Source organism: Pedobacter sp. Leaf216, assembly GCF_001421515.1.
Lineage (GTDB): Bacteria > Bacteroidota > Bacteroidia > Sphingobacteriales > Sphingobacteriaceae > Pedobacter.
In genome coordinates, this window is record NZ_LMKM01000038.1 from 156,433 (window position 1) to 169,595 (window position 13,163).

Sequence of the window (13,163 nt, forward strand, 5' to 3'; positions counted from 1 at the left end):
TTTGAAAATCATCCAGATCACTGCCTCCTATAAACCCGCCTTTATTTATGGCGGACCAATACAAAGTGTGGGTAAATTGTGTGAAACGTTAAGCGAAGTTGTTCAACAAAAAAACTTCGATTACGCTCAGTATGATAAATGCCCAGCGTTAGAAGTACTTACGACAAACGCCAATGGTAATGAAGAACTCGTAGTAAGCATAGGCAAACCTGTTTTGGTTGAAGGGGTAAAAGTAACCTATTTTAAACGGTGGACTAAAGATCATAGTCATTTTTCGCCTGGATTATTGTGGGGTTTAAGGCGAGCCCTTCGACAACATATCAAGCTGAATGCAAGCTTAGTTAAGAGCGACAGCAGTATTAAAATAAACAAAGATCAAACTCCTAACGCCAGTCTCATTATCCACATCCACGCCTGGTGGAATCTGGTTTCGGTTTTGAGTTGTTGGCTAGCAAAATGGTATAAAATACCTGTTGTACTCTCTCCAAGGGGAATGTTAACCTCCTATACCCAAACCAACCGCAATTCATCTTTTAAAAAATTCCTGCATCAATTGCTAGGGAAAAAACTCTTGCAATACTGCCATATCCACGCCACGAGCGAGCAGGAAAAAAAGGATATACTCGAGATTGTTAGCCCAAAAAGCATTACTGTGATTCCTAATTTAGTAAATATACAAAAGCCGGTTTTCGGTTCACAGTTAGCCATAGCAAACGATAATCCGCCGGTTTTCCGTTTAATTTTTCTTTCACGTATTGAAGAAAAAAAGGGACTTGAATTGCTTTTCGAAGCACTTTCCTTACTGGAGATAAACTGGCAGTTAACCATTGCAGGTTCGGGGAAAGCAGCATACCTGGAAAGCTTGAAATTAAAAGCCCAAAATTTAAATCTCCATCAGCGTATTAATTGGATTGGGCAGGTGGATAACCATAACAAATACGAATTAATGGCCAAACATGACTTACTGGTTTTAACTTCTTTTAATGAAAATTTCGCCAATGTGGTAATCGAAAGTTTGAGTGTTGGAACGCCTGTTTTAATTTCAAACCAGGTTGGCTTATCAGATTATGTTATCGATCGGCAACTGGGATGGGTATCAGCTTTGGAAGCTATTGACATTAAAGCAACGTTATTAAGATCGTATGAAGATCACCAAACCCGGCACAAGATCCGCCAAATGGCAACAGAAATGATCAACAAAGATTTTGACGACCAGGTTTTGGCCAAACGGTATTTGAAACTTTACGATCAGGTGGTTTGATGAACAGCGAATTCAGTATTATTATTTTAACCTTTAACGAGGAAGTTCATCTGCCCCGCTTGCTGGAATCGATTAAAGATTTACAGGCGAAAATATTTATTCTGGATAGCGGAAGCAGGGATGAAACTTTAAACATTGCCAAAACCTACGGTGCGGAAATTAAAGAGCATGCTTTTATCAACCATCCCAAACAATGGGATTTTGCTTTGAAAAACTTCAATATTACCACTCCCTGGACCATCGGACTGGATGCTGACCAGGTTGTAACCCCGGCACTTTTTGCGCAACTTATACAGTTTAGGGATGCAGATTATGAAAACATTAACGGGATTTATTTTAACCGCAAAAACTATTTTCAGGGAAGCTGGATCCGCTATGGTGGCTACTACCCGCTTTATCTGTTGAAAATGTTCAGAACGGGGATCGGTTATTCGGACCTGAATGAGAATATGGACCATCGTTTTATTGCCCCTGGTAAAACTGTTACCTGGAAGAACGGGCATTTGCTAGAGGAAAACCTCAAAGAAAACGACATCAATTTCTGGCTGCAAAAACATGAAAAATATAGCGACCTTATTGCCCAGGAAGAGGTTGAAAGGATGCGGAACTTACGGATTCAAACCTTGAAACCAAATTTATGGGGCAATCCGGATGAAAAAAAAGCCTGGTTAAAAAGGCTTTGGTGGAAGTTACCGCTCGGTTTACGCCCTTATTTATATTACAGTTACCGGATGGTGTTCCAATTGGGCATGCTGGATAATAAAACCGCCAGAAAGTTTCATTACCTGCAAGGACTCTGGTTCAGGAAACTGGTGGATAAAAAAATTAACAGATTACTAGACTGATGATCAGCAAGGTTAATAATTAATCAAAAAAAGAAAAACCATACCTTTATACCGAATTGCAATAAGCATATGAACGAAATCCAGATTAAACAGGCCAAGAAACAAGCAGATAAAAAAGCAATTAAGTTTGTAATTGCACTGTTCGTATTGTATATTTTATTTAGTCAGGGCAACCTCTTTATGAATAGCGTAATGAACGAGGGTGCAAGATTTTACAATGCTTATTTTGCGCAGCATTTAAACTATATCCAGGGCTTAAAAACGGCCTTGATTGTACCTGCGGTTTGGATTATTAAGGCTTTTGGATTTTATGCCATTTACAATGATTCTGATGTAATGGTTGTAGCAGGCCCATACCTCCGGATTAATTACTCGTGCCTCGGCCTTGGTGTGATGAGTTTTTTAGCTGCTTTTGTACTGGCTTTCCCTGCGCCCTGGAAATCGACCCTTAAAATGCTCGCAATTGGATTGGTAACCATTTATATTTTGAACATTTGCCGCATTGCCGGCTTGGGTGTGCTGCTTGGCTTCTTCGAATCCCAGCGCCAAAATTTCACCTACCACCACGAAATTTTTAATGTGATTGTATACATCTGCATTTTTGTAATGTTATACCTCTGGATCAAAAAAAACACTAAAGGCAAGGGAAATATAGAAGCCGTAGCCGTAGAAGAGCCAACACAAGATTAATTCAATTTGAACAAGACTCAGCTCCATAAAAACTTTAATACAGGCAACTTCAAAATTGGCGCTTCGACCATAAAACAGTTTTTATGGTATTTTACGGATGTTTTCTTTTTTAAAAGCAGAATGGTACCATTTAGTGCATTACTTGTTTTTATCTTAAGGCTTTTTGGCGCAAAAATTGGGAAAGAGGTAAGGATTAAGCCCGGAATCCACATTAAATACCCATGGAAGCTTACCATTGGTAATTACAGCTGGCTGGCCGACTGTTACATCGAAAATTTAGATTTCGTCCATATTGCCGAAAACTGTTGTATCTCGCAGCAGGCCATGTTAATAACGGGAAACCATGATTTCAGTAAAACAAGCTTCGATTTAATTACAAAGCCCATTACCATAGAGGAAGGCGCGTGGATTGGAGCGGGTGCTATAGTTGGACCTGGATTGAGGGTCAAAAGCCATTCGGTATTGACCATGGGCAGCATGGCCACAAAAGATCTTGAAGCTTACACCATCAACCAGGGTAACCCGGCAGTTAATATTAAGGAGCGGAAAATTCTTTAATACATGGCTATTCCGATTATTATGCTTCACCATATTGTTGATTTGCCTGGAAAAGGAATCAGTAATTGGAGCATCAGCACCCGACAGTTTAACCTCCTTCTTGATCTCATTGAGCAAAAAAATCTGATTACCACCACTTTCGATGCGATTAGTACAGGAAACGCTGCTTCTCATCAAAAATTAGTTGTCATTAGCTTTGATGATTGCCCGGCTACACTTTTTGATTATGCTGTCCCTGAGTTAATTAAACGGAAAATGAAAGCTGTTTTTTCTATTCCTACCGCGCAAATTGGTGGGTTTAACATGTGGGATGTAACAGAACAAGGTTTTGCCAAGGTCGCTTTGATGGATGCTGAACAATTACAGTATTTAAGCAGCCAGGGCATGGAAATAGCAAGCCATGGCCAACACCATTTAAGGGCGAGCGAAATTAATGAAACAGAATTTACAGAAGAAATCTCGGCATCTAAACAATACCTTGAGGCACTGCTCAATAAACAAATTTACACCTTTACCTATCCCTACGGGGAGGTTCCGAAGCGGTACCGATTATTGTTGAAACAATGTGCTTATCAATATGGCCTCTCCATTTATCAACCCAGGCAAAATAATTTAGCCCTGCGCAGAATAGGCATACACCAAGCGGATACTGCCAAATCTATCGCTTACAAACTGAGCCAAAGCTATCAACTGATGCGCAATCTACTCGATCCGCTGCTTTCGCTTTACAAGTTGATTAAGCCTTAAAAAGCCCCACTTTCCATTTTTGATTATTATCGTTTTTAATTTCTTCAAAAGAAATAAAATTGAAACGCTGATTCAGTTTCTGCCATATTACCTCATGACCTGTGTAATCGCACATGGAAATGATAAAATATCCTCCCCTGTTTAAATTCTGATCAATACATTTTTGAATGGTGTTTAACGGCCTGTTGAAATAATACAGCGTTTCGTTAAAAATGATTACATCAAATTTTCCGTCCAGTTTCCCATACTCAAAGTCTAATTGTTTAAAGCCAGCTTCAGGGAACGAATGTTTTGCTTTGCTTACTGCACTGGCCGAAATATCTATTCCAAAGTAATTTAGGGTGCCTAATTTCAATTTAAGGTAGTGGTAAAGTACCCCCTGACCACAGCCAACATCCAAAATGCTGCCCAAACCGTGCTCTTTAATAAGACCTGCTATCGTCAGGTAATGGTCTTTCTCTGCATCGCTGTACAGATAATCCCAATCTTCCCCTTTAAACTGTTTTTCCCATACACTTTTTGATACCCGGTTTCCAAATCCGAATCTGTAAAGTATAAATGTGTAAAGCAAGTGCCTTAATTTATTTTTAACCATATCTAAAAGCAGTGGCATCTAATAATTTTAACGGCTAGGTAAACGATAAATTCTTACGCATGAGGTAGTTTTTCTTAATTTCTCTCATACCAAAAAGTAAAATTAACTTTTTTTTAAAGCAGCTGAGAAAGGATTGATAAATTTCATTTGATATTTATCTTAAAAATCAGACATTATCCCAATTAGTTGACATTAAAGCCATACCTTGCTTTAATTATATATGCAGTTTGTTAACTTCCTCTCCGCAACCACCTGTTTTTTCCTGCTTTTAATTTCCATCCATTTATTTTTTGCTAAAAATGGGAATAGAAGGCAGAATATATTATTGTCTGTTTTATTATTTTCACGTTTTGGCCAAGTCCTTAACTCACTGTTTATTACAACCGGAAATTCAGCACCGCTTTCTATTTTTTTCCAGTTTTTCACGCCGCTGTATTTTGCCGCGCCTGCCTGCTTTTACCTTTACATCACCAGTTTTCTTTCCAAAAAACCAATCTTAACCAAAAGAGATCTTTTTCATTTTATCCCTGCTGTACTGGCTATCATCCATATTCTTCCCTGGCCTGGTTTGGCCCCCATTGACTGGAACCGCATCACCAGTGAACTTCACGCTGAAGGCTATCTGTCGCTGACCGCCAAGAGTGGCCTGTTTCCTTCTTATATACACTATTTTTTCAGGCCTGTATTAACCATAGCCTATCTTGGATTAACCTGGTTGGCTGTGATCAGATCCAGGATCATCAGCTCAGGTGAAGTGAGCAATACCGCGCAGTATTGGGCTATATTTTTACTTAAAGTAGCCACATTTTTTCAGCTCCTTGGCCTATTGCCGATTTTATTGAGAAACATTGGAGTTCCGATGGAGAATGCTGCCTTTATGGTAATCAACTGCACAGCGCTGCTGCTCATTCTTTTATATGCACTGCACAAACCCAGCATTTTTTATGGTTTTCTGCTCGTGGCCATAGACTGGAATAAGCAGGAATGGAGGGAAAAGGTCGTCTCAGACGAAATGAGTGCACCGGAAGATTTTGCGATATCGGACCTGAAAGCAAAAGCCCTCAGGCTATCCACTAAAAAGTTTAACCTTTCGGAAACGCAAATTTCTTTGTACGCTGAGCTGATCAAAAAAGAAATGGAAGAAAACAGTCTTTATCTAAACCATGATTTACAGATCATAGACCTGGCTGCCCGCATCAATATTCCTGTTCACCAATGCTCTTTCGTAATCAATAACCACATTGGCAAAAATTTCCGCGACTGGATAAACGGCTACCGGGTAGCAAATTTTTTAACACAATACCCTGTACTTGCCGATAAAATTACCATCGAAGCAATTGCACAGGAATCGGGCTTTAAAAACCAGGCTACATTTTACAATGCTTTTAAAAAGGAAAAAGGTGTTATGCCTACAAGTTATTTTTCTCAGGAATTGAGTGCTCAGAAACCCATTTAGCTGCTTTTTGCTCTAACGGTTCAATCATTAGAGACCAATCTTCCTCCTGCTTTATCTTTTATAAAAGATAGCCGATACATTTGAAAAGTGCTTTCAGGGTGATCCATCAATCATTTAAAAAAGCACTGATTAACTGGTCTCCATCCTAAATAAAAGTAATGCTAACAGGTACTGACAGCCGTATTCTTATGAAACCATTTTTCAGTTATCTGGAAAAACTTCATCCGCTATCCCAAGATTTTATTGCACATTATGAAGCTTCCTGCCAGGTTGTTTCGGTAAAAAAGCATAAACACATCCTCTCGCCGATAGATGCCAACAATGCAATGTATTTTTTGCTTCACGGTGTGGTCAGGGGATTTATTAAAGACCGCAAAAAGGACATCAGTACCTGGTTCGGTTTCGAAAACCAGATTATAGAGGCCATCCGCCATCCCAATCAAAAAACTAACCATTCGGTAGAATATCTTCAGGCCCTTGAGCACTCCTACCTGGTGCGGATTCCTTATTCGGTTACGGATTTCTCTTCTTCCAGTTATCCTGAATGGAATGTTATTGCCAGAAAGTTATTGGAAACCCAACGCTACCAGGCAGCTGAGCGGTCTAATCTGGCCCGGATACCAAATGCATTGGGCCGGTACCTGAAGCTGGAAAGCACAGCTTTTGATTTGGACAGAGTGCCCCAACGTTATCTGGCCAGTTATTTGGGTATGCGCCTGGAAACTTTAAGCCGGATAAGAAACAGAGCGGCTGACGGGGGTCTGAAAATGCTGGCTTAGTTACCATTTAAATTTACCGGTGAATCTTAGTTAAATACCTCTGTGTTGTTAACTTTGCAGCGACACAATAATTTTGCACCTGAAGTTTACTGAAATGAATGTGATACTGGCCTCCACTTCCACCCTTTATGGCGGAAATTACCTGGAATACCTGAAACAGGAAATCATTACCTTATTTGAAGGGATAGATGAAATTGTGTTTATACCTTATGCCAGGCCGGGTGGTATTTCGCACGAGGGCTATACCGCTAAAGCCCGTGATTTTTTTGCTAGCTTAAACATCAGCGTTAAAGGTTTACATGAATCTGCCGATCCTGTTGAGGCTGTTCATAAAGCAAAGGGCTTTTTTACCGGTGGCGGAAACACATTTCTATTGGTAAAAACATTGCACGAACTCGGATTAATGACTTCTTTGAGTGAAAATATCCAAAATGGAAAACCCTATTTGGGTTGCAGCGCAGGGAGCAATATTGGTGGGGTCAACATGAAAACCACAAACGATATGCCCATTGTTTACCCACCTTCTTTTGACTGTATGGGACTTGTTCCCTTCAACATCAACCCGCATTACCTCGATCCCCATCCGGATTTAAAGCATAATGGTGAAACCAGAGAAACCAGGATCAATGAATTTTTAACCCAGAACAGCGTAAAAGTTGTGGGCTTGCGTGAAGGAAACTGGATCAGGATTCTAGGAGATAAAATGAGTACCCAAGGCAGTGAATTTACCAGGATCTTTGAACCGGGAAGGCCAGCCTATGAAATTCCCGCAGGCACTTCACTTCTATAATCCTCAGAGCGTTAATTTGCCATTATCATGCAAACCCCTTGCGGTATTGATAAGGGTGGTACTGCAGGATCAGACCGGAAGGATTCACCTTCCGATCTTTGGCCCGTTTTCATCCCCTTGCTGTTTCCATGGAAACTGGCGGGCCACCTGAGGGGGAGGCAGGACACCTTCAAATGCCCGTCCGGCCTTTTGCTCTTGGTTCTGCCCGGTAGAAAAGATCTGGTTGTCCCAAAGTTGCTGCATATCTTTTGTATAGATGTCAAGGGTTTTAAGCCTGGGATTTGCAGCAACGTATACGGCCTGCTGCTTACCGTTGAGCTCAAGAGAGAGCTCCACCAGATTACCATAGCGCAAGGCCCTGGTAACGGCGTCCTTTTTTTCCAGCTCATCAAGGCCGTTGAACGGATATCTGTCGATGGTCTTTTCCAGATCAAAACCATAGCCCGGAAAAAATTTATTAAGCGGATGGTTACCGTTATTACCGCTGACCGATAAATCCAGCCTGAACCATACCGCTACCTTCTCGCGGTCGGCAGTAGTTGTGCCAGAGGTATTTTTCACATAAATGTCTTTTTGCAGGGAGAGACCGCAGAGTAGCTTGTAGCTCTGGAGCGCGGTCATTCTGTTGTCCCTTTCGAGATCAAAGCGCTGTGAGACCGGCGGGGTATCATTGTAGCGTGTGAGTGTAGCATCATAGCTGTTGAGAAAATAAACATCCGAATCCCTGGCCTTTGAAAAATTGAGGTCAAAGTGCAGCTGGTCGACCCCTTTTCCGGGATCAGACCTGAATTCCCCTGGAATATAGCGTTGGTTGATCCCCAGGGAGAATTTTTCCAGCTGCCGGTAAATGGCAGATTCCAGTACGTCGTTTAATTTTGTTCCAAAACCCAGATAGTCCAGGCTTTTTTGAAGGTATTCCAGATTGTTCTGATTCATAACTTATTTTTTTATCACTGGTTTGCATTAAAAAGAAAGGAAAGATTATCTTGAGATGCCCTTTGAGCGCTCCGGGGCAGGATTGAAAAGATTTTGCGGAAGAACATATTTTTCCTGTTTTACCGATCCCTGTCCTTCCATATCCCGGTATGCGCTGTTAAATGCCGGGGTGGCATAATCTATTTGGGCCTCCCTTTGATTCAAAGACCTGATCCCACGGAGCAGCAGATAAGAAATTCCACCGTCCAGCAGTACCGACAGGATCAGTGCTTTCCGGTCGGAAAGCAGTCCCAGAGGCTCCGAGGCGCGGTGCCGGAGCTGGGTACCGTCGCTCAGGGTCAAAAGTTCACCCCTGCTGAATGCGGATTTTTCTTCGGGAGAGAGCAGCATCCCGTTGATTAGATCCGGGGACTGGACCTTCGAGACATCGTAGGTGATGAATTCTTTGGTCTGCGGATCATATTCAATGTTCAGCATTGAATAATGCCCTTCTTCTTTTTGTATGCTCTTGCCGATATAGTCGCATTCACCAGCGGCAAGCCTGGTCATTTCCTCTTCGCTAAGCAAGGGGTGTTTCCTTACCTCTTTGTAGATCGGGTGGATCAGAACCTCCGCTTCCCCCAGGTCATTTCTGAAAAGGGAAAGCTTGGCATCTAAGCGCTCGATGTTGAAATTTTCCCAATGGATGCCCCGCAGGGAAAGCAGTTCGGTCCTTCGGCCTGAAAGCAGGGCCCGGATATTATGGGGGTCTAGAAGAAGCTGACCCTGGTGATATATGCCCAGCTTTTCCAGTTGGGAAGTAGGCAGCTCACCGGCGTTGAATAATGTTTTCATGATTTGTGATTTAGCGTTTGTTTATTTTTCCTGTTCCTGCATCCCAGTCCGGCGCACTGCTGGAGGCAGTTATCGCTGCAGGATTTTTAAGCAGGCCGCTGAGCTTGACATCAAGCAGTGAGCGGTAGAGCTGATCGGATTTTGAAAGGGTGAACTGCAGACCTGAAGGCTGCTGTTGCACATGTAGCCTGCCCTGCTTCAAGTGTCCTTGAATGCGGTAAAGATTATGCTTATAGCTGATCTCATCTCCGGTAGAGAGGTAGTTTAAACCCGCAACCGGCCCCGGAGCAATTGCAGCTTCATCCGCCATGGTGATGTCTTTTTGCGCCTTTAGCTCAATATCCCGCAGAAAAGAAAATATTTTTTCCGCATCCATTGCCGCAGCATGGATTTCCACGGGCGTATTTTCGAGTATCGATACCCAGCTTTCTATATAGGCGGCATGCTGGGAGGGATCGTGGGCAATCTGCAGCTCATCGCCCAGCAGCATAGATGCAATCTCCGCCCGGAGTTCCTCCTTGGCATAGGCTTCTATTCCACTGGTCATCAGGGTTTCCCGTTCAAGCCGTGTGGGATGCCCGGTCCAGTGTGCAAGTTCATGCAGCAGGGTGGCGTAATATCCTTGCGATGAGGAAAACTGGCTCCTATCGGGCATCGTGATCACATCATAGCGGATGTGGTAGAATGCGCGGTCGATGAACTTATGCTCGATCTGCGCACCGCTGTGTCGGATAAGCTCTTCGGCGCGTTCGGTGGGGTCCCAGTCTATTTTCCGATTATTTACAGCAAGCGGCGGAAGGCCGCTGATCTGTTCGGCATTGAAAACCCAGGCATTGCTCACAATGGGCCTGTTTAGGGCTACTTTTTCCCTCAACAGGTTTCCCAGATCATCATAAAGGGGTTTTCCACGGTCATCACGCAGACTGATGAGTTCATGGGTTTTCACGAACTGTATCAAGCTTCCCTTTTCTTTGTGCATGACCCTGAAACCTGCCGCCTCGGCCTGCTTAAAGGTGAGCCACCTGGGATCACTCCGTCCAGTGAGCAAAAGGTTCATCGCGTTGATGCCCTTGTAGCGTTGGCCGCTCTGCTGATTATAGGGCATTGAGAATCCGGGAGGCGCTCCGCCGTTCCATGGCTTTTGCCATGGAGAGGTTCCTGCCTTGAGCTGTTCGATCAGCCGCTGGGCGACCTGAACATATAAGGGGACTTGTGGCTTATCCATCTTCCCCTCCTTCCCATGTCGGCAATTCATCACAAACGCTGGTGCCGTAGATTTCGGCCTGTTCCGGGCTGAGGGTTGTCCATCCCTCAAGCGGTATCGCCTGCAATATTCCCTCAAGGGAGATCAGGTGTTTCTCGTAGTCTGTTATCATGGCGTGATCAGTTTGGTGTCCTTGGAGGACTGTAGAAAAAAAAGAAACTTCAGTGGATTGATCTGACGGGAACGGTAGCTTAAGGAGAAGTGCAGGTGTTCGGCTGTAGTCCTTCCGGTACTGCCGGACATCCCGATCACTTCTCCGGCCAGCACCTTGGATCCGGGGACAACCAAAGAAGCAGAAAGATGACCATAGGTAGCTTTAAGTTCCCCTCTGGAAACCGATACAAAATTGCCCAGGTAACGGTGATAACCGCTGGCGCTGACCAGCCCGTTGAACACCGACCTTACCTCGCAGCCCTTTGCCCTAAGGTCTACCCCATCGTGAAATCCACCTTCCCCGGTAATTGGATGTCGCCGAAACCCAAAATGGCTTGTTGTGATGAGGGGAAAGACCGGAAAAGCATACGCTTGGCCAAAGGCGGCGTAATGCTGTGCAAACGCGCTGATCAGGACCAAAAACAAAATCCGCTTTTTCATCTCGACTTCCCCCTTTCTGCTCCGTTGTGAAGCTCAAGGGAGCTGTTTATCTTTTCCTGCAGACTCACAGTTGCCAGCTGCAGGGCACCCGGTCTGTCTTTGAGCAGCTCCAAAGCTTCCATCAGCGCAGCACTGCCAGGCCGGTCCTGCAGCATACTGACTTTGAAAACTGCTTTAAAATCGGCTGTTTCCATCACAGATGCCGAGGTGAGCAGATCCCTGTAGAGCTGGTTTTTATCTTTCAAGACCAGGATATCGGGCGCGGGAAGGTTGGCGCTCGAAAAATCACCAAAAGCGATCTTTGCCCGCCCCTGGGCGGCATCGATGCTGCTGATCATCCCAATTCTTAATTTATCTTCCGCCGTCCGGCCATGGGCCAGGACAAGCATTCCTGAATAATGTTGCATAAGCTTGGCTTTTTAAAGTTTAAAGATTTGATGTATGATGGCAAGGCCTTTCAGCCTACGGGGAATCTTGAGATGATCCTGGATACCTCAGCATTGATGCGTTTAAAGTTTTCGAAAAGGATTTCATCCTTTTTGCCCTTGAAGTCATAATAGATCGGCATGGCAGGATATGCGGACGTTTCTGCAGAGATCGCATCCAGGTCCAGATTGACCCTGCAGTTGATGGCCGAAGGCTGAAATTCACCGTTAAAGGTTTCTGGTATATCCCCTGCCAGCATGCCCACCAGTTCCCCGGCCTTTAGCGATGCGATCTTGCCTGATGGGATAAGGTATTCCAGCCGCTCGCTCAAAGAAACAGAAGCCTTTCCGCGGTCAAGGGACAGGCTTTCGCTGACCTGCTTTACCTTGCCAAAGAGTTTTTCCAGCCAGTCCAGTGTTTCCTTGTTCCTGACCGATCCGGAAAGGACATTGCCCACTACCGCGCAGATGGTTGTAGCGGTTTCTTTTCCATATTGCTGCTGGAACTGGGGAAGCTCCTGAAGCCCCATGAGCACTGCCACACGGTTCGACCGGGCTGTGGCGATCAGGTTCTCGATCCGGTGGACATAAAGCGTCGGCAGTTCATCAAGCACCAGTGCGCTGGGCAGGTTGTCCTTTGAGTTGATCAACCTGGTCAGCCGGTTGAGTACCACTGAGTAACAGGCCGAATTGATGTTCTGGGTGTTGGGGTCATTGGCCAGTATCAGCATCGAGGGAGAAGACCTGCTGCTGATCTTGAGCGGAAAATCATCGCCCGAGAAAACCCAGAACGTTTCCTTTGTGGCCAGTCTGGAAATAAAGATCTTGAGCGTGCCGACCTGACCTTCGAGCTGATCGAAAGCCTTTGCCCGGTAGGCGGTCATAAATGGGGAGAGCAGGGAATCCAGTTCTGGATTCGAGGTCAAAGTAGCAAATATCTGCTCATACGGGGCATTCAGAAAGGCGAGCACATGCGGCAGGGTCGAGTAGCGTCCGGATTCATACCGCGAGAAAAAATAAATACAGGCCGCCAGAAAATTCACCGCACTCTGGGTAAAGAACTGGTCGCTACCTGAAGACTTGTCCCCTTTTTTAAGTGCCTCCAGCAAAGCTTCCGCGGTTTCCGAGGCATCGGCCAGGGTAAGGATATAGTCTGCCCGAAGCACGTTGAGCCTGCGGCTCATTTCCACGCAGTTGAGGTTGATGACATGGAAGGCATAGCCCTCGAGCCGCCCCTGCTGCTTTCCCAACAGGAAATGGTAATAGGCAATCTGCCCGAGATCACAGTCGAGTAAGTCAGCGGAATTGCTCCCGCCTTCTCCTCTAAGAACCGTACGTGAGAGTTTCCAGCTCATACGGCTCAAGTAATTGCCATCTATTTACATAGAC

At 44.5% G+C, this 13,163-nt stretch carries 16 protein-coding genes; 8 read left to right on the forward strand and 8 right to left on the reverse strand.

Features of this window, described 5'->3' with window-relative positions; genetic code table 11:
- Position 1: 1 nt before the first annotated feature.
- The 5 genes from ASE74_RS24205 (at position 2) to ASE74_RS24225 (ending at position 4,101) form a co-directional block, all read left to right on the forward strand.
- Positions 2-1,261 carry an XrtY-associated glycosyltransferase XYAG1 gene (locus tag ASE74_RS24205; protein ID WP_055915360.1) on the forward strand — a complete coding sequence of 420 codons (1,260 nt, stop codon included), beginning with the start codon at positions 2-4 and terminating at the stop codon, positions 1,259-1,261.
- Positions 1,261-2,106, forward strand: coding sequence for a glycosyltransferase family 2 protein (locus ASE74_RS24210; protein ID WP_055915363.1), 846 nt, complete (start codon positions 1,261-1,263; stop codon positions 2,104-2,106). The genes ASE74_RS24205 and ASE74_RS24210 overlap by 1 nt, the downstream gene beginning before the upstream one ends.
- Before the next feature lie 69 nt (positions 2,107-2,175).
- Entirely contained in the window at positions 2,176-2,796 is a 621-nt protein-coding gene (gene xrtY / locus ASE74_RS24215) for an exosortase Y (RefSeq protein WP_055915367.1), read from the forward strand.
- Between the two features lie 6 nt (positions 2,797-2,802).
- On the forward strand, positions 2,803-3,354 hold the full coding sequence (locus ASE74_RS24220; RefSeq protein ID WP_055915370.1) for a WcaF family extracellular polysaccharide biosynthesis acetyltransferase: 552 nt from the start codon (positions 2,803-2,805) through the stop codon (positions 3,352-3,354).
- A 3-nt stretch (positions 3,355-3,357) separates the two neighbouring features.
- Entirely contained in the window at positions 3,358-4,101 is a 744-nt protein-coding gene (locus tag ASE74_RS24225) for a polysaccharide deacetylase family protein (RefSeq protein ID WP_055915373.1), read from the forward strand.
- Here ASE74_RS24225 and ASE74_RS24230 read toward each other — a convergent pair.
- A complete protein-coding gene (locus ASE74_RS24230) occupies positions 4,091-4,714 on the reverse strand; it encodes a trans-aconitate 2-methyltransferase (RefSeq protein ID WP_055915376.1) in 624 nt (207 codons plus the stop codon). The two genes, ASE74_RS24225 and ASE74_RS24230, sit on opposite strands and share 11 nt — an antisense overlap.
- Before the next feature lie 202 nt (positions 4,715-4,916).
- Here ASE74_RS24230 and ASE74_RS24235 point away from each other — a divergent pair, with 202 nt between their 5' ends.
- The 3 genes from ASE74_RS24235 (at position 4,917) to pepE (ending at position 7,721) form a co-directional block, all read left to right on the forward strand.
- Positions 4,917-6,152: an AraC family transcriptional regulator gene (locus ASE74_RS24235; RefSeq protein ID WP_055915378.1), complete on the forward strand. Its 1,236-nt coding sequence runs from the start codon at positions 4,917-4,919 to the stop codon at positions 6,150-6,152.
- A 158-nt stretch (positions 6,153-6,310) separates the two neighbouring features.
- Positions 6,311-6,931: a Crp/Fnr family transcriptional regulator gene (locus ASE74_RS24240; RefSeq protein WP_055915382.1), complete on the forward strand. Its 621-nt coding sequence runs from the start codon at positions 6,311-6,313 to the stop codon at positions 6,929-6,931.
- A 94-nt stretch (positions 6,932-7,025) separates the two neighbouring features.
- A complete protein-coding gene (gene pepE, locus ASE74_RS24245) occupies positions 7,026-7,721 on the forward strand; it encodes a dipeptidase PepE (protein ID WP_055915384.1) in 696 nt (231 codons plus the stop codon).
- Positions 7,722-7,805: 84 nt separating this feature from the next.
- Here pepE and ASE74_RS24250 read toward each other — a convergent pair whose 3' ends face one another.
- Genes ASE74_RS24250 through ASE74_RS24275 form a run of 7 tightly spaced genes read right to left on the reverse strand, consistent with a single transcriptional unit; the run spans position 7,806 to position 13,129 of the window.
- Positions 7,806-8,657 carry a hypothetical protein gene (locus ASE74_RS24250; protein ID WP_055915387.1) on the reverse strand — a complete coding sequence of 284 codons (852 nt, stop codon included), beginning with the start codon at positions 8,655-8,657 and terminating at the stop codon, positions 7,806-7,808.
- 45 nt (positions 8,658-8,702) lie between these two features.
- Positions 8,703-9,491, reverse strand: coding sequence for a DUF4099 domain-containing protein (locus tag ASE74_RS24255; protein ID WP_055915390.1), 789 nt, complete (start codon positions 9,489-9,491; stop codon positions 8,703-8,705).
- Positions 9,492-9,501: 10 nt separating this feature from the next.
- Positions 9,502-10,716: an ArdC family protein gene (locus tag ASE74_RS24260; RefSeq protein WP_055915393.1), complete on the reverse strand. Its 1,215-nt coding sequence runs from the start codon at positions 10,714-10,716 to the stop codon at positions 9,502-9,504.
- The gene (locus tag ASE74_RS24880) at positions 10,709-10,867 is read right to left on the reverse strand and encodes a hypothetical protein (RefSeq protein WP_157255524.1); all 159 of its coding nucleotides are present in this window, start codon (positions 10,865-10,867) and stop codon (positions 10,709-10,711) included. The genes ASE74_RS24260 and ASE74_RS24880 overlap by 8 nt, the downstream gene beginning before the upstream one ends.
- On the reverse strand, positions 10,864-11,349 hold the full coding sequence (locus ASE74_RS24265; RefSeq protein WP_055915396.1) for a M23 family metallopeptidase: 486 nt from the start codon (positions 11,347-11,349) through the stop codon (positions 10,864-10,866). Before ASE74_RS24265 ends, ASE74_RS24880 begins: the two co-directional genes overlap by 4 nt.
- Positions 11,346-11,756, reverse strand: coding sequence for a hypothetical protein (locus ASE74_RS24270; protein WP_055915398.1), 411 nt, complete (start codon positions 11,754-11,756; stop codon positions 11,346-11,348). The genes ASE74_RS24265 and ASE74_RS24270 overlap by 4 nt, the downstream gene beginning before the upstream one ends.
- 50 nt (positions 11,757-11,806) lie before the next feature.
- Entirely contained in the window at positions 11,807-13,129 is a 1,323-nt protein-coding gene (locus tag ASE74_RS24275; RefSeq protein ID WP_082458922.1) for a type IV secretory system conjugative DNA transfer family protein, read from the reverse strand.
- Between the last annotated feature and the right edge of the window lie 34 nt (positions 13,130-13,163).